This window comes from Pedobacter paludisoli, from assembly GCF_052344095.1.
In the GTDB taxonomy this organism is placed as follows: Bacteria; Bacteroidota; Bacteroidia; order Sphingobacteriales; family Sphingobacteriaceae; genus Pedobacter.
In genome coordinates this window covers 2,071,098-2,090,971 of the sequence record NZ_CP179926.1, presented here as the reverse complement: position 1 = coordinate 2,090,971, position 19,874 = coordinate 2,071,098, and the positions used below count along the sequence as shown (strand labels likewise).

At 35.0% G+C, this 19,874-nt stretch carries 18 protein-coding genes; 13 read left to right on the top strand and 5 right to left on the bottom strand.

Features of this window, described 5'->3' with window-relative positions:
* Positions 1-10: 10 nt before the first annotated feature.
* The 6 genes from ACJVDK_RS08455 (at position 11) to ACJVDK_RS08430 (ending at position 7,372) form a co-directional block, all read left to right on the top strand.
* Entirely contained in the window at positions 11-301 is a 291-nt protein-coding gene (locus tag ACJVDK_RS08455) for a hypothetical protein (protein ID WP_443939839.1), read from the top strand.
* A 33-nt stretch (positions 302-334) separates the two neighbouring features.
* Complete coding sequence (locus tag ACJVDK_RS08450; protein WP_443939838.1) at positions 335-625, top strand: cell division protein ZapA; 291 nt, start codon at positions 335-337, stop codon at positions 623-625.
* 300 nt (positions 626-925) lie between these two features.
* The gene (rny, locus tag ACJVDK_RS08445; protein WP_443939837.1) at positions 926-2,497 is read left to right on the top strand and encodes a ribonuclease Y; all 1,572 of its coding nucleotides are present in this window, start codon (positions 926-928) and stop codon (positions 2,495-2,497) included.
* 114 nt (positions 2,498-2,611) lie between these two features.
* On the top strand, positions 2,612-3,112 hold the full coding sequence (locus ACJVDK_RS08440; protein WP_443939836.1) for an Mpo1 family 2-hydroxy fatty acid dioxygenase: 501 nt from the start codon (positions 2,612-2,614) through the stop codon (positions 3,110-3,112).
* Positions 3,113-3,233: 121 nt separating this feature from the next.
* The gene (locus ACJVDK_RS08435; protein ID WP_443939835.1) at positions 3,234-6,044 is read left to right on the top strand and encodes a TonB-dependent receptor domain-containing protein; all 2,811 of its coding nucleotides are present in this window, start codon (positions 3,234-3,236) and stop codon (positions 6,042-6,044) included.
* A 122-nt stretch (positions 6,045-6,166) separates the two neighbouring features.
* Positions 6,167-7,372 (top strand): hypothetical protein, encoded by a 1,206-nt coding sequence (locus tag ACJVDK_RS08430; protein ID WP_443939834.1) that lies wholly within the window; start codon positions 6,167-6,169, stop codon positions 7,370-7,372.
* A gap of 298 nt (positions 7,373-7,670) precedes the next feature.
* Here ACJVDK_RS08430 and ACJVDK_RS08425 read toward each other — a convergent pair whose 3' ends face one another.
* From ACJVDK_RS08425 to ACJVDK_RS08415, 3 genes are all read right to left on the bottom strand, one after another.
* Positions 7,671-7,946 carry a hypothetical protein gene (locus ACJVDK_RS08425; protein WP_443939833.1) on the bottom strand — a complete coding sequence of 92 codons (276 nt, stop codon included), beginning with the start codon at positions 7,944-7,946 and terminating at the stop codon, positions 7,671-7,673.
* 119 nt (positions 7,947-8,065) lie between these two features.
* Entirely contained in the window at positions 8,066-9,232 is a 1,167-nt protein-coding gene (locus ACJVDK_RS08420; RefSeq protein WP_443939832.1) for a hypothetical protein, read from the bottom strand.
* Positions 9,233-9,631: 399 nt separating this feature from the next.
* Entirely contained in the window at positions 9,632-11,383 is a 1,752-nt protein-coding gene (locus ACJVDK_RS08415) for a lysophospholipid acyltransferase family protein (RefSeq protein WP_443939831.1), read from the bottom strand.
* Positions 11,384-11,515: 132 nt separating this feature from the next.
* On the opposite strand from ACJVDK_RS08415, the gene ACJVDK_RS08410 reads away from it, so the two are divergent.
* Complete coding sequence (locus ACJVDK_RS08410; protein WP_443939830.1) at positions 11,516-12,415, top strand: ComEA family DNA-binding protein; 900 nt, start codon at positions 11,516-11,518, stop codon at positions 12,413-12,415.
* A 166-nt stretch (positions 12,416-12,581) separates the two neighbouring features.
* Positions 12,582-13,733, top strand: coding sequence for an acyl-CoA dehydrogenase family protein (locus ACJVDK_RS08405; RefSeq protein WP_443939829.1), 1,152 nt, complete (start codon positions 12,582-12,584; stop codon positions 13,731-13,733).
* Positions 13,734-13,818: 85 nt separating this feature from the next.
* Here ACJVDK_RS08405 and ACJVDK_RS08400 read toward each other — a convergent pair whose 3' ends face one another.
* Positions 13,819-14,202 (bottom strand): hypothetical protein, encoded by a 384-nt coding sequence (locus tag ACJVDK_RS08400; protein WP_443939828.1) that lies wholly within the window; start codon positions 14,200-14,202, stop codon positions 13,819-13,821.
* Between the two features lie 176 nt (positions 14,203-14,378).
* Between ACJVDK_RS08400 and rpsU the strand changes: the two genes are divergently transcribed.
* On the top strand, positions 14,379-14,573 hold the full coding sequence (gene rpsU / locus ACJVDK_RS08395; protein WP_443939827.1) for a 30S ribosomal protein S21: 195 nt from the start codon (positions 14,379-14,381) through the stop codon (positions 14,571-14,573).
* Between the two features lie 131 nt (positions 14,574-14,704).
* Here rpsU and ACJVDK_RS08390 read toward each other — a convergent pair whose 3' ends face one another.
* A complete protein-coding gene (locus ACJVDK_RS08390; RefSeq protein WP_443939826.1) occupies positions 14,705-16,195 on the bottom strand; it encodes a sulfatase family protein in 1,491 nt (496 codons plus the stop codon).
* Between the two features lie 241 nt (positions 16,196-16,436).
* On the opposite strand from ACJVDK_RS08390, the gene ACJVDK_RS08385 reads away from it, so the two are divergent.
* From ACJVDK_RS08385 to ACJVDK_RS08370, 4 genes are all read left to right on the top strand, one after another.
* Complete coding sequence (locus ACJVDK_RS08385; RefSeq protein ID WP_443939825.1) at positions 16,437-17,321, top strand: tyrosine-type recombinase/integrase; 885 nt, start codon at positions 16,437-16,439, stop codon at positions 17,319-17,321.
* A gap of 15 nt (positions 17,322-17,336) precedes the next feature.
* Positions 17,337-17,684 carry a ribosome hibernation-promoting factor, HPF/YfiA family gene (gene hpf / locus ACJVDK_RS08380; RefSeq protein WP_443939824.1) on the top strand — a complete coding sequence of 116 codons (348 nt, stop codon included), beginning with the start codon at positions 17,337-17,339 and terminating at the stop codon, positions 17,682-17,684.
* Positions 17,685-17,901: 217 nt separating this feature from the next.
* Positions 17,902-18,717 carry a hypothetical protein gene (locus ACJVDK_RS08375; RefSeq protein WP_443939823.1) on the top strand — a complete coding sequence of 272 codons (816 nt, stop codon included), beginning with the start codon at positions 17,902-17,904 and terminating at the stop codon, positions 18,715-18,717.
* A gap of 18 nt (positions 18,718-18,735) precedes the next feature.
* Complete coding sequence (locus ACJVDK_RS08370) at positions 18,736-19,524, top strand: hypothetical protein (RefSeq protein WP_443939822.1); 789 nt, start codon at positions 18,736-18,738, stop codon at positions 19,522-19,524.
* Positions 19,525-19,874 lie beyond the last annotated feature (350 nt).

Here is a 19,874-nt window from a genome sequence, read left to right as displayed (position 1 = left end):
AAATAAATTCATGGCTTCTGTTGCAGATCAATTAGATAAAGTAGTACAAAAAACGGCTCAGATAATTGAGTTGTGTAATGCGCTGCAAGGAGAAAATGATTTATTAAAGCTTGAAAATCAATCGCTAAAGGTTGCGCTGGATACAGCTAAAGGGAAGAATGTCGATTTAGAAGAAAAGCTAAGGGTGACCAAACTTGCCAAAAGTATTGAAGGGGCCACGGAAAAATCGCTTGATATTAAGCAAAAAATTAACGATTTTGTGCGGGAGATTGATAAGAGTATCGCTTTACTTAAGAAATAAGTAAGCGAAAAAATCAGAAACTAAGCTAGAAAAATGGGAGAAATCTCGATTAAAATAACCATTTCTGACCGTATTTACCCCTTAAAGGTAAACATGGAAGAGGAAGAAATTGTGAGACGGGCAGCAAAAATGATCAACGAACGCATAAAAGACTATCAAGAGAATTATGCGGTTAGAGATAAGCAGGATTTACTCTCAATGGCAGTATTGCATTATGCAACGGCCGTACTGAGAACAGAAAATAAAGTACAAAATCAAGATACTGCAGTAGCTGATAAAGTGGAACAACTAGATGGTTTATTAAACGATTTTTTTTCAAAATAAAGGTTCGTTCTTTAAATTTTTGTCATCCTTAAATCTACATTACCCCGATACAATTGCGTAAAAGGGTATAGAAATTTATGGGTCACATAATTTCAATATTAGCACAAAAATATAGCCGCAGCTAGTTTTTGAGTTTCAAAATTTATAAAACTTAACACTTCAATATCTATGGGGTTAAGAGGGCGTATTTCATCTGCTTTGGCACCTGAAAATGGCTTAAATCCCAATTATGCTTAGTTGAGGTTTAAAATGAATGAGACTTTAAAAAATTAGTTGCGGTTTTTTTACATAAAAATAAAAATGGAGACAGTAGAAATATTAGGATACGTATTTGCATTAATAGCAGGTTTAGGTATCGGTATTGCTGTAGGAAGATTCCTATTACGCAATTTACTTAAACAACAAGAAATAGCCGCTCAAAATAAGGTTAAGAAAATATTAAAAGACGCTGAAAATAATGCGGAAATCTTAAAAAAGAACCGTCTTTTGGAAGCAAAAGAGAAGTTTTTGCAACTAAAAGCGGAGCATGAACAAGAGGTAAGTGCACGGAATAATACCATTAATCAACGTGAAAATACCATTAAACAAAAAGAACAATCGGTAAATCAACGTTTAGAAAATTATAACAAAAAAGAGCAAGAGCTTGATAAGCAACGTACGCATTTAGAAAAGCAAACTGAAATTGCAGTTAAAAAGCAAGAAGAAGTTGAACAATTAAAGAATCAACACTTAAAGCAATTGGAAACCATTGCAGGCTTATCGGCCGAAGAGGCAAAAGAGCAATTGGTTGAAAACTTAAAGCAAGAAGCGCGTACACAAGCCATGATGCAGGTTAAGGATATTGTGGATGAAGCAAAACTTACGGCCAGTAAAGAAGCTAAAAAAGTTGTGATTCAAACCATTCAACGTACTGCTACAGAAGCGGCTATTGAAAATTCAGTTTCTATTTTTCATATCGAGAGTGATGAAATTAAAGGAAGGGTAATTGGTAGAGAGGGTAGAAATATCCGTGCTTTAGAAGCCGCTACAGGAATTGAAATTATTGTGGATGATACGCCAGAGGCGATTATTTTGTCAGGATTTGATCCTGTTAGGAGAGAAATTGCGCGTTTGGCCTTGCATCGCTTAGTAACGGATGGCCGTATTCACCCCGCGCGTATTGAAGAGATTGTTGCCAAAACGAAGAAACAAATTGAAGATGAAATTATCGAAATTGGTGAACGTACGGTAATCGATTTAGGTATTCATGGTTTACACCCCGAGTTAATTAGAATGGTTGGACGTATGCGTTACCGTTCTTCTTACGGACAAAATTTATTGCACCACTCGCGCGAGGTGGCTAATTTCTGTGCTACCATGGCAGCAGAGCTGGGCTTAAATGCAAAAATGGCCAAACGCGCGGGCTTGTTACACGATATAGGTAAAGTGCCTGATGATAATCCTGAATTACCACACGCAATTTTGGGAATGCAATTGGCTGAGAAATATAAAGAGCATCCAGAAGTTTGTAATGCCATTGGAGCCCACCACGATGAAATAGAAATGACGTCGATGATTTCTCCAATTGTTCAAGCTTGTGATGCTATTTCAGGAGCCCGCCCAGGAGCCCGTAGAGAAGTGGTTGAGAGTTACATCAAACGATTAAAAGATTTAGAAGAACTAGCGCTTTCGTATCCAGGCGTAGAAAAAACATTTGCCATTCAAGCAGGTAGAGAATTACGGGTAATTGTGGAAAGTGAACGTATTACCGATGCACAAGCAGAGTTATTGGCTGCCGATATCTCAACACGTATTCAAACTGAAATGACGTATCCGGGACAAATTAAAGTGACGGTAATTCGCGAAACACGTTCAGTAGCATTCGCAAAATAAATGAAACAAAACAGCTTGGTTTTAAATTAAGAACAAAAACGAAGTTGAAAATAACCGAAAGCGATGGCAATGTCCATCGCTTTTTTTATTTTTACCTTTTAAACTGAATATAAAATGAAAAACGAAGAGAAACGCCCTGTCGACATCCTTTTTGATAAATACGCAGAGAGCCATCAAAATCCAACCAATAAATTGGTACATTGGATTTGTGTACCCTTGATCGTTTTTAGTCTTTTAGGCATAGTGTGGCAAATTCCTTTTCCTCATTTGAATTTTTTAGGAAGCTACAATGGTTTCTTTAATTGGGCCTCTTTTCTTTTGGCCTTTAGTATGTATTATTATTTTACACTTTCGCCCAATTTGTTTTTTATCATGATTTGGGTGGTAGGATTAATGGCATACATCATTGTTAAAATAGAACAGGCCGTTGGCTTGGGAAGCGGTACAGCTTACGCAATCTATACCAGTATTTTTGTTTTAGCTTGGATTGGTCAATTTATTGGGCATAAAATTGAAGGAAAGAAGCCTTCTTTTTTAGACGATGTTAAGTTCTTGTTAATTGGCCCAATTTGGTTATTGCACTTTATTTGCAAGAAAACGGGACTTCGGTATTAAAACACCCGATATAAGCAGTAGTTAATATTTAGTTAACACAGGGGTAAACAAACCTTAATTAACATCTAACTTTTAATTAACATTGCCGTAATACTTTTGCCTAAAATAAAAAATAGGCACATTGAACTTAACAACACAATTTAAGAGACCACTATTAACTATACTGGTTCTTTTCTTTAGTATTATCGCTCAGGCCCAAAGTGGCAAAATTTCTGGTACAGTATCCGATAAAAAAACCGGCGAAACATTAATAGGTGTTTCTGTAAAAATTAAAGGCACAACGAAAGGTTCTTCAACCGGTGCTGACGGTAAGTATATTATTCAGGCTGTAAACGGTAATGTTGTAATTGAGGCATCGTATTTAGGATATACCAGCAGAGAATTACCTGTTGAGGTGAAGTCTGGCGCAACTGTTACATTAAACATTGTGCTAGAAGAATCAAATTCTCAAAAGCTAGACGAAGTTAAAATTACGGGTACTGCTAGTAAAGAGACAGAAACCGCTTTATTATCACAACAAAAAAATGCCACTGAAATTAAACAGGGTATAGGTATTCAAGAGTTGTCGAGAAAGGGAGTAAGCGATGTAGAGGAAGGCTTGACAAAAATAACAGGTATTACCAAAGTTGATGGTCGTGGTTTGTTTGTTAGAGGATTAGAGGATAGATATAATAATCTATTAATTAATGGTTTAGCTGTTCCTTCTAACAACCCGTTTAAAAAGATTGTTGCTTTAGATCTTTTTCCTACCGACATTGTGAGTGTTTTAGAGACTTATAAAACATTTAATGCTAGTTTATATGGCGATTTTGCAGGTGGTACATTTAATATTGTAACAGCAAAAGGTGAAAAACCAACGACTAAGATTAGCATTGGTACAAGCTATTTATCAAATACTACTTTTAAGAAGTTCTTAAGACCTGAGGACGAAACATCTATCGGGGATTATTTTGGATTTACGGGTAATGGAAGAAATATGCCAAAGGTATTTGGTAGCAAACCATCTTCTTACACGATGACTGCAAACGAAGCCAACTCTCAGTTTGGTGAAGGTTTTGACGTACAAGAGGCAAATGCTCCTTTAAGTGCGAATATTGGCGTTCTTCATACACAAAAATTCAAATTAGAAAATGACCGTTTTATTCAGTATTTAGTTTCAATTAATACAGATAATGGTTTTCAAGTAAGAGAAGGAGTAGATCGCTTTTTTAATACAGCCCAAGGTATTTACGACAATAACTTATATACAACCAAGTACAGATTCACTACAAATTCTTCTCTATTAGGAAGCATTAATTACGGTAGCAAAAGATTAAGCTTAGGTTTAAATGCCTTTTATTTAAAAGGAACTGAAACCATGATCCAAGATCAGTTGGGCTATACCAATAGTCAGGCTACGGTAAATAACTCATTTATCCGTTTAAATCAATTGCAAAAAACAAACTTCTTTACCGGACAGGCATTAGCAAATTATAAAATAACAGCTGATGATGCGCATAGCATTAAGGTAGGTGGTTCTTATTCTCAAACAAAGTATGAATTGCCAGATAGAAAATCTTTTAAAGGAGGGATGATTGACGACAATACAATTTCAATCAGTTACACAGGTAATAGTATTACCAGACAGTACATGGATTTTAATGGAGATCTATTTGCCTCAGGTTTGTTAGAATATAACTGGAAATTTGGTGGTTCTGAAGGAGCTACTTCAAATAAGTTGGCCGTGGGTTATAACGGATCTTTCAACAGAATGGAATCAAGCTTCAGATTTTTAGTTTCGCAAAATTTAGCTTCTAATACAGCCGTTTTTGATGTAAATCAACCAGATGCAGTATTGGCAAATCAAATTTCGAACGGAGGATTTACCTATAATGAGGGTTCAAATTCTACCTATGCAGCTAAAATGCAAGAAGGCGTTAACGCAGGTTATTTTGATTTATCACTTAAGTTAAATGATAAATTTAATTTAAATGTTGGAACTAGATTTGAACAATCGCAAAGAATTACCCGCTATAGAGAGCCAGGAAGTTTTAATGATCCATTCAAAAAAATCACCAGAGACAACTTTGATATTTTGCCTGCTGCAAATTTGAAATATGAATTAACAGAGAAATCGAATTTAAGATTTTCAGCATCAAAAACCTTAACAAAGCCAGTTGTTATGGAGGCATATCCTTTAGAGTTTGTTAATCCAGATGCTACGATTGAAAACGGTAATCCAAACGTAATTAATAGCCAAAACTATAATGTAGACGTTAAGTACGAGTTGTTTCCGTCAAATAAAGAAATGTTAGCAGTAACTGGTTTCGCTAAATATATTCAGGATCCAATTGAGCGTTTATTCATACAATCAGCTGGAAGCGGTGGTTTAGCTATTACCTATAACAACTCAAAACAGGCTGTTTTATACGGAGCAGAATTAGAGTTTTTATTACAGTTATCTAGATTTAGCGAGTCGCTTTCTAATTTTTCGGTTGGTTTCAATACCTCATTAATGTATACAAAAACTACCATTGATAATGTTAAGAATCCAACTGAAACGGCTGCAATTAGAGGTACAAACACGCGCAAATTACAAGGAGCATCTCCATGGTTAATCAATGCAGATATTAAGCATGAAAGCGATTTCAGTAAGAAATGGAAAAGTACGATGACTTTAGCCTATAATATTTATGGAGAGCGTATTTATGCAGTAGGTACAAACGGTTTGGATAACTATTACGAAAAACCATTTGGTAAGTTAGATTTTATTTGGAATAATAAAATTTCAAGTAAATGGGATTTAAAATTATCAGTAGAGAATATTTTAAATCCTACCTATAGAGTTGATTTAGGTGATAACAATATTGTACCAATTTACGAAAACGATTTAACCGTAAAAGATTATAAAAGAGGTGTAGGAATCTCATTGGGCTTAGGTTATACTTTTTAAGAGAGGTGTTTACAATTTATTAACGTGAAGTTGTTGTAAGGTTAAAATAAAATTAACCTATTGAAAACATAGAGAGTCTACTTTTACACTAATAAAAGTTAAATACAATTAAAAAAAATAAAATGAAAAAATTACTTTATTCTGCTGCTGTTTTAGCTGCTATTTTTACAGGCTGTTCAAAAGATGATGATGAAACAGTACCTACAAAAACTCCAGTTCAAGGAGAAATTACTGGTGACATCACAGCAAATAGAACGTTAGCATATGGTAACTATACTTTAAAAGGAGTAGTTAAAATTCAGTCAGGCGTTACCTTAACTATTGAAGCAGGTTCTACTTTTACTGCAGATAAAACAGATGGCGATGATGGATTAGTAGTTTTAAATGGCGGGAAACTAGTAGCGATTGGTACTGCTGATGAGCCAATTGTTTTAACAGAAAAGTCTAAAGTTGGGGGTTCTTGGAATGGAATCATCATGTATGGTGATGCTCCAATCGTAAATTCAGCTACAGCTGCAGCTCCTCAAACAGCAACATCAGAAGATGGTTTAAATTTAAGTTACGGAGGTTCAAACACTACACATAATGGTGGTACTTTAAAATATGTACGTGTTGAATATGCTGGCCGTGTAATTACAACCAACTCAAAAGAACAAAATGGTTTCTCATTCTACTCTGTAGGTAGCGGTACTGTATTAGAAAACTTAGTGTCTTACAAAGGAAACGATGATGGTTTCGAGTTTTATGGAGGTACAGTAAGTGGTAAAAATTTAATTTCTTACGGTAACTCTGACGATTCTTTCGATTGGCAAGATGGATGGAGAGGTCAAGACAATACAAACTGGTACGCTTACCAAACAGGTGTTGCAAACTACGGTATGGAAGTTGAGTCTAAAAGTGTTGACAATGCATTTTGGCCTAAAGTTACCAATATTACTTTGAAAAGAGCAGCTGGTACTACTACTGAGGCGCAAAGTGAAATTCAATTAGATGCTTTCCAATTTAAAGCAAACGGAAATGGTGACTTTAGCAATATTGTAATTGATGGATATGGCAGTCAAACAACTCCTACAGCCTTCACAGGTGGTGCTGTTCAAATTCGTGATAAAGCAACATATGATGCCCAAGTTTTAACAGGCAAAATTAAATTAACCAATGTTAAAGTTACTAATACTCCTACATTGTTTATTACTGGTGCAACAGGATTTACTGCATCAGCAGCAAGTTTCGGAACTAACTGGACTACTTCTACAACGGCAACTGGTGCTTCATTAACAAAAGGTAAATGGGCTACTGTAGACGGTGTTGATTTATTAGCAAACCTATAAAAAACAGATGCTCTTTTTTAAAGAGTGACGTATAACGAAAGAAGGGGTCTATTTAGATCCCTTCTTTCGTTTTTAATTAGAATTCAGTTAAAAAAGCAGGTTTGCAGGCTAAGCATATGGTATGTGTTTCTCACAAGAAATTAAGCGATAACTCGCGTCATGTAAAGGAATAAAAAGCAGAAGTCTCATGTAGTTTTTCACATGAGACTTTTACTATAGGTATTATGCTCGATATTATTAGTCAGAAACCAATACAATAAATTGGATGTATTGCTATTTCCGGTGTTCTCGATAGTAATTAGAAACGATTACCTTCTGTAACTTCACCACCCAAATCGAGGGTGTTTTGAAACTCTTCTAGGTATTGAAATAAATGCCTTTCTGCATTAGCAAAAGAAGTAAAGGTAGAAACCGGTTCATGTGGCTCAGCATGATTCCGATTTTTGTAAAATGCACTCGTTTGAAAGACAAAAACATTGTCGCGATTTACTTGCGACAGAATGCGCGCTTTTATCGGTCTATCATGAATCTCAACATAGTATTCTTTTAAGACAGTATAAATTTTAGCAGACATAACTTGCAGTTTAGGAATTTATCTTAAATATATAAAATAAAAATCGGATAACTGATTTGTTTTCAATAGAATACAGATGTTTTGTAGCTATTGCGTTATAAATTGAAGGTTATGTGGGATTATTTTGGTTCGTAGGCATACACAACCTCATATTTGCTATTTTTCAAATTGGCAGAGATTTGGCCAATTTTTAAATCTTGAACTTGGGGAGTAGGCTCGCAAAAGGAATACTTTTTCCCGTTGTATAAAATGAATTCTCCAGGCGTGTTCGCTAATTGCACAGCAACAGTTAAGTGGGTTGGGTACAACACCGCTAACATCGGAAGGTTATAAATCTCCTTTACCAAGTAAAAAAATAATGCGGCTCGATCATCACAATCACTATATTCATTTATTAAAGTTTGTTCGGGTGATAATCGTTTCTCTTTGCCAAAATTCTGTCCATCATCTTCATACAGAAAAGCATAACGCGTAAAACGCATTAAATAGTCAATCCCTTTGGTTTGGCTCATGCCTTTTATGTTTTGTTTTAAAACCGGAATTAACGACCCGTACGTTTCGCTACTTAAAGGAATATTGAAATAGGTTTGATAATCAACTACTGGGTAATTTTTGAAAATACCTTCTACCTCATTACTTATTTTAAGTTTAAAGTGATATACTTTTTGAGCGTACTTAAATGCAAGGTTTTTTTCATTGTAACTGTTGGGCTTAAACTCAGGCATTTCTTTTACCTGGTAAGAAAAGGCATTTGTAGCGCCTTCAATTTTAATGTTTACGGGGATATATTTAGTATGTTCTTTGTACAATTTACCATAATCATGATAGTTTAGGCAGCTGTATCGGATATTGTTAATCATAAAAAAAGGAATATCCCAGGTATCTTCATCACTCTTAATGTATAAGATGATTTGTTCATCACCGATGGCTATTTTGGCATCATAACCACATTTACTAAGCAGGAACCATTTGTATAAGGTATAACGGAAATAGTTGTCGGCTTTTGGCGATATTTGTTCCGCTGTTTTACGGATTAACTGGTAAAAAATCCAATCATCTAAATGCTTTTTCTCTTTATAATTTTTTAGAGATGAAATAAGGGGTTGGTAATTTCCAGCATTAATAGCCATATAAAAGTTGATGGCTTCTTTTTTTTCAGCTACAGTTGCTGTTTTTATCCGCGCTGTTGAGTCTAATTGAAATTCAAAAACGTCTTTGTAAAGATCAAACGAATAAGTTTGTCCCATAACATCACACATGCCGAGGATATTGCTAAATGCAATCAATAATAGGCAATATAGATATTTCCGGATGTTCAATTTCTATGAATTTGGTTAGTGTATTTTCGAACTAACCTAAATTTAAACAAAAATATCCGGTAGAGCCGCATTTTGTTTTCGTGAACAGTTGATGATAATTTAACGCCAACTTAACACGGGTTTAATATTGAAGATTCAGTGCTGGCTAAAAACCTTACGTTTTTAGATTAGCGGCAGCCACGATTGGTTTAGAATAGAAAAAATAGTGGACCCGATTTTGCCATGTTACGTAGTAAACAAATAACCTCAGCTTAACATTAGGTTAATGAGGGCACATTACCTTTGTGGTATAAATATTTGGTTAGTATTTATAAAGTTTAGGTTAGTTGATATTAAAATGCCCGGGTGGATGTCCGGGCATTTTTTTTATAAATTTTTACCTAATTTTTCGATGATTTCCTCAGGGATGTTGTGCGTATCAACCAATAAGAAACCATCCAAACAATCGGCAAATTTCGGGTCAATGTTAAACGAAATGATTTTTGCATTTAAATTCATATACTGCCTGATAAGTACGGGTACTTTCATGTGCGAATTTTCAATATCGCCAATTAAGCTGTCCAAATCTTTAAACGATTCGCTGCTATCCACCAAAGCATCTGTACTGATGGGTAATAAATCTGCTTTAAACTTGTTTTTCGGTTTAATGTAGGTGGCCATTTCATAATCGAAATGGTTTTTCGTAATGTAATCAACAATGAGCGCTTTACTAAATTTAGAGAAACTATTGCTGATACTCACGGGGCCAAACATATAGCGGTATTGCGGATTATCGATTAAATATTTCAAAATACCTTTCCATAATAAAAATAAAGGAAGTGGTTTCCCTTGATATTCTTTGCGAATCCATGAACGTCCTAGTTCGATACCTTGACGTAAAATAGGCAAAAATTGGTCTTTCATTTTAAAAAGTTCCGAAAGGTAAAATCCCTTGCGGCCCATGCTTTCTAAAATTTCATCACCCTTACCAATGCGATAGGCACCAACAATGGTATCATTATCCTTATCCCATATAAATAAGTGATTGTAATAGATGTCGTAATTGTCTAAGTCAATTTTTTGATTCGTGCCTTCTCCAACTTCGCGGAAAGTTATCTCGCGTAAGCGACCAATTTCGTGTAAAATATGCGGGATTTTCTGCGTAGGGACAATATAGACTTCATAATTTTTCTCTGTCCATACCAAATGTTCCGTTAAGTTTTGAACCTCCTTGCTCAGAATTTCCTTTGGTGTTTCATCAATAATTTGCGCAGGTTTTTTTCTTATTTTGAAAAGCTTTAGCGGATTAAAAAGTTTTTTCTCTGGTTCCATACCAACGCCCAAGGCATAGGTTCTGGCGCGCAAGAAATCCATTAATTTATTTCCTTTGTTAATATTGGCAATATCAACGGGCGAAATGGCCTTTCCAATACGTACTTTAATGGTTAATCCTTGTTTGTTTAAAAATTCAGAAGGTAGTTTAGCCGTGCGTAAGGTAGGATGAATAAAACTTAAAATATTAAACAAAACCCCGTTGTTTCCATGGAAATAGATGGGTACAACCGGTACTTTGGCTTTTGAAATGAGTTTTCCAACCACAGGGTGCCATAATCTGTCGGTAACTTGTTGGGTATCTAATTTAAATGTAGAAACTTCACCTGCCGGGAAAATACCAATTGGGGTACCGCTTCTTAATAAATCTAAGGTAGTTTTGATACCGCTGATGCTAGATGAATGTTGCACGTTTTCGAAAGGATTAACGGCTACAAAAAACTCATCCAAATTAGGAATCTTCTTTAAAATGAAATTAACCATCACTTTTGCATCAGGTCTAACCGTGCATAAAAGTTTAACCAAGGCTAAACCTTCAACACCTCCATACGGATGGTTGGCAATGGCAATAAAAGGACCTGTTTTAGGGATGCTGTTTAAATCATCTTCATCAAAATCAATCGAAACGCCGATGGTTTCTAATATTTTATCTACAAATTCTAGTCCTTTAAAATGCTGATTTTGGGAAAAAACATCGTTGATGTCATTTAATTTCATGATCTCCATCAACAAGCCAGCTAATCCCGGTACTCCAAGTTTATCTATCTTCGTTGCCTTGGCAAACTCTGAAGTAGTAATAATCTTCATATAAATAATGGTTTGATTTTTAAAAGAGCCTAATCAAAAAATGTTTTTACTTTTTTAATTCGTTTGGGTTTACTCTTTTTGCAATCCCAAAAATAAGATTTATATTTATAATACACATGTCATATCACTGAAATGAAAATTTGGTTAAATAAGCATTTTGGTTTTAGTAAGGGCGAGTTTAACGGTTTATTGCTACTTATTATAATCATTATCGTATTGAAAACCATCCCTTTAGTTTATAAATATACAAAACCAATTGAAAAGGATAACGCAAATTTATTAGCCCAATTGCAACAGATTGAGCTTGTAAATAAGCCTGATTTTCGATACAAAAATGATAAATCACTAGATCAAAAAGCAAGCGGCGTTGCCGAACGCTTTCCTTTTGATCCAAATACACTTGATTTGGAAGGATGGCAGCGCCTGGGACTTTCGGCAAAACAAGCAGGAAGCATTCTTAACTATGTTGCCAAAGGTGGAAAATTTTATAAAGCAACCGATTTGAAGCGGATGTATACCATTTCTCCAGCCATGTATGAAAGATTGCTGCCCTATGTAGCAATAGAGGATATGGCGCCTATCAATGTAAAAAAAGATATTCCATTTGAGAAGAAGGAATATGTTAAAAAAGAAGCACTTGTTGTGGATATAAATACGGCAGATTCGGCAAAGCTGGATGAGATAAAAGGAATTGGTCCGGCCTTTGCCAAGCGAATTGTCAAGTACCGCGATAGATTGGGAGGTTTTTATAAGAAGGAACAACTGATGGAGGTTTATGGATTAGACTCCGTTAAATACAATGAAATTAAAAGTCAAATTTCTTTATCGCCTAATAGCTTAAAGACTATAAATGTTAATACCGCAGAGTTTAACGATTTAAAAACCAATCCTTATTTAAGCTACAAACAAATAAATGCATTGATTCAATATCGTAAACAACACGGAAAGTTTACTAGCATCGCTGATTTGAAAAAAGTAATAATTTTGCCTGAAGAAACCATTCAGAAGATAAAACCCTATCTTGCTTTTTAAGAAATTTAAAATAAATCGCCATGCGACAATTGAAGAATCACAAGCTTTAAAATGTATCGCTCTGCTTATTGAACCCAATACTGTTTCATTCTGTTTCTGAGCAAATATTAAAGGGTAACGACTTCTAAAATAATTCGTTATACTTGTTTAAACTACCTTTTTATTTATGAACATAGATTTTAATTTTTCAGAAACTGAAACCCAAAAAAGCGTTCAGGCAATGGTTCACGATTTTGCAGAACGCCACATTCGTCCAAATGTGATGGAATGGGACGAAAAGCAATATTTTCCTGTAGAATTGTTTAAAGAGTTGGGCAGTTTAGGGTTAATGGGCGTTTTGGTGCCGGAAGAATACGGAGGCTCTGGTTTAGGTTATCAAGAGTATGTAGATGTAATTGTAGGGATATCAAAAGTGTGCGGATCAATTGGTTTATCTTTGGCAGCGCATAATTCATTATGTACCGGACATATTTTAGCCTTTGGTTCGGAAGAACAAAAGAAAAAGTGGCTCCCAAAATTGGCTAGTGCTGAGTGGTTAGGCGCCTGGGGATTAACAGAAGCAAATACCGGATCAGATGCTTTAAGAATGACAACCACTGCCATCGAAGATGGCGATGCATATGTTTTAAACGGTGCTAAAAACTGGATAACACACGGAAAAAGCGGCGATGTGGCAGTGGTAATGGTGCGAACAGGTGAAGCAGGAAGCAGTGCCGGTATTACCGCTATTGTGGTTGAAAGAGGAACACCTGGTTTTTCTGCGGGTAAAAAAGAAAATAAGCTAGGCATGCGTGCTTCCGAAACTACGGAAATGATTTTCGATAATTGCCGTGTACCAAAAAGTAATGTGCTGGGGAACGTTGGCGAAGGCTTTAAGCAAGCCATGAAAGTTTTAGATGGCGGACGTATTTCAATTGCGGCATTAGGTTTAGGTATTGCAAAAGGCGCTTTTGAAGCTAGTTTGCTCTATTCAAAAGAACGTTACCAATTTGGAAAACCCATTTCGAGTTTTCAGGCAATTAGTTTTAAGTTGGCAGATATGGCTACTGAAATTGAAGCGGCAGAATTGTTAATTCGGCAAGCAGCCGATTTAAAAAACAGGCATCAACCGGTTACGAAGCAATCGGCTATGGCAAAGTATTTTTCATCAGAAGTTGCAGTAAAGGTTGCTACGGAAGCGGTGCAAATTTTCGGGGGATATGGATATACGAAAGATTTTCCGGTTGAGAAATTTTATCGCGATAGCAAATTATGTACAATAGGAGAGGGAACTTCTGAAATTCAAAAAATTGTTATTTCCAGAGAGCTTTTAGCTTAGGTTTTATATTTCTTGTAAACAAAAAAAACCGGGAGATTGGTCTTCCGGTTTTTTGCGTGTATATGGAGTATTTATAAAAGAGCGATTAGTTGTCTCGCATAGAATAAATACTGTCTACAACATATTTACTGTAACCACGCCAAGGAAGGCTATTGTTATATTCTTTATAGTGCAATTCGTAATACTTGCCACCATTCTCCATCATTTTTTGAGCAATTTTTTCGTCGCTAACCGAGAATTCGAATTCATTGTTTTGAACTGATCCGGCGTTACCACCCGATTTTATCCCTAGTTGAACCAGTTTTCCTTCGTATGTTTTAAATACATATCCTTTATGAACAATGTAATTTAATTGCCCTGCTTTTACACCTGTTCCAAGAACAAAGAAATAGTGGTAGTACAAATAGCCACTTACGAGTAGCAAAATAATAATTAATAAGGTGTTGGTGATTTTTCTTCCAGTTGTCATATCGTAGATTTAGAGTAACTAATATAGCTGTTTATGTAAGAAATTAAAAATTACCGGTATAATTTTATTTTTAAAAATATATCCTAATGGTTTTGTAATCAGAATATTTTACTTACATTTGCATCCCCTAACAAAAGGGAAAATATAAAAAACACGAGAGGAGGTATTTCTACGTTATGATTATTATCAACATTAAAGACGGCGAATCATTAGATAAAGCGCTTAAACGTTTCAAAAAGAAATTTGAGAAAACTGGAGTTTTAAGAGAACTACGTAGCCGTCAAGCATACGAGAAAAAATCTGTATCTCGTCGTACTGAAATTAAGCACGCCGTTTATATTCAAGGTTTAAATCAAGATACAAATGCATAATTTGTACTTCACAATATAAAAAAAGCTTCTGGTTGTAAAATCAGAAGCTTTTTTTATGCTTGAAGGAATTTATTTGGTGTTGTATGGAGAAGTATGCCCATCAACGTTAAAATTAATGGGCTTTAAGTTTTCTATTGGTATTTCAAATACTGAACCGGTACATCGTTCTTTTGTTTTTTGCCCGGGGTAGAACGACCATTGTTAATCGTGCTTTCCAGTATTCGTGTTAACTTTTCAACTTCTTGAGGGTTTTTATTCGCCAGATTATCCTTTTCAGCGATGTCATTTTTAAGGTTGTACAGCTGAAGGTTTGGAAGTTTATTTTGTTTACCTTCTTTTTCTGTTGGGGTGCTCCAGCCTCCAGAACCATATGCGTATTCCAGTTTCCAGTTGGCTTCTCGAACCGCAAAATTTCCATCAATAGAGTGTAAAACAATGTTTTTTCTGGTGTAGTTTCCTTTTTGCAAAAGTAACGGCAATAGGCTAAAACTATCTTCTCCTTCATTATCTTTCAGCGGTTGACGATTTAATTCAGCTAAAGTTGCCATAAAATCAGTTAGGCAAATAGTGGCATCAGATTTTGAATTAGGTTTCACTTGTGCAGGCCATTTTACCACGAACGGAACACGATGGCCCCCTTCATAGATATCAGCTTTTGCACCTCGATAGATATAACTCGAATAATGCCCTTTGGCCGTTAATGTCGGAATATCCGACACCGGAGTCACGCCATTATCGCTGGTTAATATTACCAAGGTATTGTTTTCAATTCCAGCATCTTTTATGGCCTTTAATACTTTACCAACAATGTCATCCGTCATTAAAACAAAGTCGGTATAATCATTTAAACCAGACTTCCCTTTAAAATCTTTTGAAGGTAGCATAGGGGTATGTGGAGAGGGAAGAGGTAAATACAAAAAGAATGGCTTATCTGCTTTGGCTTGCGTTTGAATGTATTCACAGGCTTTTTCTCCAAATCGAGGGAGTACTTCCTCGTGTTTAAAATCGTTACCAATAGGGCCTTCGCGCCAAAAACCCTGTCCACTGGTACCTTTTATAGTATCAATTTTAGTAGCGGTAATTTTATCGTTGTGGATATAGAAGTACGGAGGAATATCCAATGAAGCGGTAATGCCGTAGAAATAGTCGAATCCAATCGAAGTAGGACCGTTGGTTAACTGCTTGTTAAAATCAATCTTTCCGGCAGCATCTTTTTGCCAGCCTAAGCCAAGATGCCATTTACCTATGCAGGCGGTGTTATAGCCCTCTTTTTTCAATAAAGAGGCTACTGTGGTTCGGTTTTTAGTAATCATTAAGCTATCGTAACTCCACAACACACCGCTTTGAACATTGGTTCGCCACGCATATCTACCGGTCAAGATACCATAGCGCGAGGGAGTACAAACGGCAGAATTCGTATGCGCATCGCTAAAACTCATTCCGCTGTGCACAAGTGCATCAAAATGGGGTGTTTGAATTTTTGAATTTTTATTAAGTGCGCTGATATCGCCATAACCCATGTCGTCAGTTAAAATATAGACGATATTTGGCTTTTGAGCATATGCCGTGCAGGATACCAGCAGACAAAATGTAAAGGTCTTTACTACTTTTTTAAGATTCATGATTGAAAATAATAAGGATAACATGGATACAAATGATAGGCTCTAAAGTACATATTTTGTTTTTGTGGACAAAAGGAACCATCTATTAATAAGCTGTAGTAATGTAAATAGCTGATTAGACAGGCTGTATCTTCAAAGTATAGAAAGTACTAAATGAGCACATGTTTTTTATTTCTAATTATTTGACTTTATAGAAAAACTATTCGTAACTTCATTTTAATACCTGTGTAAACGATTTTGAATGCTTCTAGCCAGTTTTATAACATACTTAACCCACGAAAAGAGGTTCTCGGCACATACGATTGAATCTTATCGTACTGATTTAACCCAGTTTGAATCCTTTATAGTTTCTGAATTTGAGTTAAGTTTTTTGGATGTAAAGCATACACATATTCGAAGTTACTTGGTGGATTTAATGGAGAAAGGGAATTCCGAAAGCACCATTAATCGGAAAGTCTCCTCGCTAAGATCTTTTTATAAATTTTTAGTACGGGAAGAGAAAATAGCCCAAAATAGTGCAGCATTAATTAAGGCACCAAAGATTCCGAAGCGTTTACCCGTTTTTGTGGAAACGGATAAAATGAATCAACTATTGGATAATGAAGGCAATTTTGATGACTCATTTGCTTCGCAGCGCGACCATTTGGTTGTAGAACTACTTTTTGGTACGGGTATACGATTGGCCGAGTTGCTTCAGTTAAAGGAAAGTGATATCGCCATGTTTGATGGAACCATTAAAGTGTTAGGGAAAAGAAATAAAGAAAGAATTATACCCATAAATAAACAGCTTATTAATCAGCTGGATAACTACATTGCACTAAAAAAGTTGCAAGTTTTTGATAACAATTTGCCTACATTAATCGTTACAAATTCAGGAGCAGCGGCATATCCGAAATTGATATATCGAATTGTGACCTCGCATTTAAGTAAGATTACAACAAATGATAAGAAAAGCCCCCATGTATTGCGCCATAGTTATGCCACGAGTTTATTAAATGCCGGAGCTGATTTAAACGCAATAAAGGAACTTTTAGGCCATGCAGGCTTGGCCGCTACCCAGGTTTATACGCACAATTCTATAGAAAGGTTAAAAACAATTTATAAACAAGCCCATCCAAAGGCGTAAAAAAAAGGAGGAAAAATGAAAATCGGAGTTCAATCAATCCATTTCAATGCAGACAGTAAGTTGTTGGAGTTTATTCAGAAAAAGGCAAATAAATTGGATCAGTTTTTTGATCACATTATAAGCGGCGAAGTGTATTTAAAGTTAGAGAATGTAGAGGATGAGGCAAACAAGATTAGTGAGATAAAGCTAATTGTGCCCGGAGGAACGCTTTTCGCTAAAGAACAATGTAAATCATTTGAAGAGGCCACCGATTTGGCAATTGAATCGTTAAGAAAACAAATTACAAAACACAAGGATAAAACAAGAGCAAAATTAAGCGAACATAAAGCTATTTTAAGCGAAAGTATGGAATCGGAATTTTAATTCTAGTACTTTTTTATAGTAAAAGACATCCTCAAAAGGGATGTCTTTTTTATTGGATCTTAATTGAAAAAATAACAATCAAATAGATATTTTATTTTATCTTCGCGCCACTCTATATGTTATATCAACCTTAACATTAAAATAATATCATCTTTAACGTTTGTAGAGCAACTGAATTAACGCTGTCGCCCTTCGCAAATTGTTTTTGATATATACTTTGAAAATTAACAATCAATTAAATAAACAAGTAATCAAAAAAATGCTAAACAATTCAAAAACAATTCAAAAACAATTCAAAAACAATTCAAAAATTTCTTTTAAAGCCTTAATACAAGGTTTTTTTGTAATGATTTTTTTCTTTTTGACAGGATGTAAAAAGGAAGAATTAAAAAAAGCGCAAAATGTTGATGTAGCCAGCGAATTATCTGCACTTGGTTTTAAAGAGATAAGTAGAGTCAATATTCCAAAGGGAATTACACCACTTCGTTTAAATGCAGAAAGTGCTAAAAAGCTAATCGAGTCTATAAAAGAATCTAGAGCTATTGGATTTTTAAAAGCTGAAGGCATCGAAAAGGCCAGAATAGATAGGGATAATTTAAAAATGTTAAAGCCAAATAGATTAATTTCTTCTTCGGCATCAACTTCTAATTATTTTTCTGAAATACGTTTTCGAGGGGTAGGTTCTAAAGGGCTTTTTAAAGCTGATGTTGATATTCTTGCGTGGTATCAAGGCAAAGGTACTGGAGGAACATGGAATCATTCAAGCACGTTTAAAATTGATTTTGTACATACACAAGATCCATCATTTATACCTTTTTATGAGGTAACAAGCTTACAGACATGGGGTACATACGATCAAATAATGAACTATGAAGCACAGTTATTGCTATATTATAGCATGTTGATCGACTCGGATGGAGACGGAATAGATGATAAGGAAGTTTTATACGCAAGCGATACGCCTGTATATGTATATGGATTTGGGTATACTTATCTTAATAGTCAAATAGAAGTAAACATTCGATGGGATTAAATATATAAATTAAATAGTATGTTAAGTAAAACGACGATTTTCTTGAGTGCAGTGTTATGCGTATTGATTAGCAGTTTACATGTAATTGCTCAAGAAAAAATAAAAGTAAAAATGATTTCCACAAAGATAGCGTTAGAAAACGGGAAAAGCACAATGATTTTGAGTGTCGTTACCGATGGAAATATGTCTAGAGATACCTTGGCTTTTTCGGATAAAATGGGGCAGGATTTTTCTGATGGAGGAAGTGGTAACGCATCGGTTGGGATTGATTTTCTTCCATGTTATAAATTAAAGAATAAAAAAACAGGCGAGAGTTGGAGTTTATACGTGGATGGTAAATATAAAATTGCCCAAAAAACAAAATTACCGCCCGTTATTGTCGAATTGCACCGTAAGGATTCGATCCGTATAGATTCAATAACTAAATACGCGGAAATAGACTATCAATACCTTAAGGAATTTAAGAAAATATCAGGGTTTAATTGTCAGAAGGTACTAAAGGTAGACAAGCGAACAGGAGTTGTAGATAGTATGTATGTTTCGAAAGAATTAAATTTTTTACGGGAACCAAATCCTGTAAAGCCATACAAAACGGATTATGTTGTTCAGTTTTTTTGGGTTCGAGATGGATTGACCCATGTAAATACCATTGTTTCAGCAAAAGAAGATTGGGTGCCAGCCGATTATTTTGATATTCCAAAAGATTACATAAAGTTTAATACAAGGAAGGAATATATAGAATGGCACAAGGAACAAAATAAAGGGAAGAACGCCGTTACTACTTATAATTATAATGAGTACGAATAATTTTGTATAAAAAGCAATTTTTAAGGCTTGAAAAATTGTTTTTTGAACGTTTAAAAAAGAATTAAGGGCTGTTCGAATTTTTCGGGTAGCTTTTTTTGTATAACTCTAAATATGAAAAATATTTTCAGCCATTTTTCTGATAAATTTGAATCTGTAAGGCTGTCAAAATGCAGGTGTTCTGAATTGAATATTATTTTTTTAACTGAATTATTTTAAAATTACGGATAAATATGGAGGGTGGATTTTTGTGCAAGATTAAAAATTAGGCAGGAGAGAAGGTTTTTGAACGAAATAGAAGAACGATAATTGAAATTTTTTTCAATTTTTTTATTTGCATTAAAGGTTCTGAT

Excerpts from the sequence above, each read along its gene's own strand:
- ACJVDK_RS08415 (WP_443939831.1), bottom strand. The coding sequence starts at position 11,383 with ATGAAGATTATTACTACTTCAGAGTTTGCCAAGGCAACGAAGATAGAT.
- ACJVDK_RS08450 (WP_443939838.1), top strand. The coding sequence starts at position 335 with ATGGGAGAAATCTCGATTAAAATAACCATTTCTGACCGTATTTACCCC.
- ACJVDK_RS08390 (WP_443939826.1), bottom strand. The coding sequence starts at position 16,195 with ATGAATCTTAAAAAAGTAGTAAAGACCTTTACATTTTGTCTGCTGGTA.
- rpsU (WP_443939827.1), top strand. The coding sequence starts at position 14,379 with ATGATTATTATCAACATTAAAGACGGCGAATCATTAGATAAAGCGCTT.
- ACJVDK_RS08400 (WP_443939828.1), bottom strand. The coding sequence starts at position 14,202 with ATGACAACTGGAAGAAAAATCACCAACACCTTATTAATTATTATTTTG.
- ACJVDK_RS08455 (WP_443939839.1), top strand. The coding sequence starts at position 11 with ATGGCTTCTGTTGCAGATCAATTAGATAAAGTAGTACAAAAAACGGCT.
- ACJVDK_RS08440 (WP_443939836.1), top strand. The coding sequence starts at position 2,612 with ATGAAAAACGAAGAGAAACGCCCTGTCGACATCCTTTTTGATAAATAC.
- ACJVDK_RS08405 (WP_443939829.1), top strand. The coding sequence starts at position 12,582 with ATGAACATAGATTTTAATTTTTCAGAAACTGAAACCCAAAAAAGCGTT.
- rny (WP_443939837.1), top strand. The coding sequence starts at position 926 with ATGGAGACAGTAGAAATATTAGGATACGTATTTGCATTAATAGCAGGT.
- ACJVDK_RS08425 (WP_443939833.1), bottom strand. The coding sequence starts at position 7,946 with ATGTCTGCTAAAATTTATACTGTCTTAAAAGAATACTATGTTGAGATT.
- ACJVDK_RS08430 (WP_443939834.1), top strand. The coding sequence starts at position 6,167 with ATGAAAAAATTACTTTATTCTGCTGCTGTTTTAGCTGCTATTTTTACA.
- ACJVDK_RS08410 (WP_443939830.1), top strand. The coding sequence starts at position 11,516 with ATGAAAATTTGGTTAAATAAGCATTTTGGTTTTAGTAAGGGCGAGTTT.
- hpf (WP_443939824.1), top strand. The coding sequence starts at position 17,337 with ATGAAAATCGGAGTTCAATCAATCCATTTCAATGCAGACAGTAAGTTG.
- ACJVDK_RS08385 (WP_443939825.1), top strand. The coding sequence starts at position 16,437 with ATGCTTCTAGCCAGTTTTATAACATACTTAACCCACGAAAAGAGGTTC.
- ACJVDK_RS08370 (WP_443939822.1), top strand. The coding sequence starts at position 18,736 with ATGTTAAGTAAAACGACGATTTTCTTGAGTGCAGTGTTATGCGTATTG.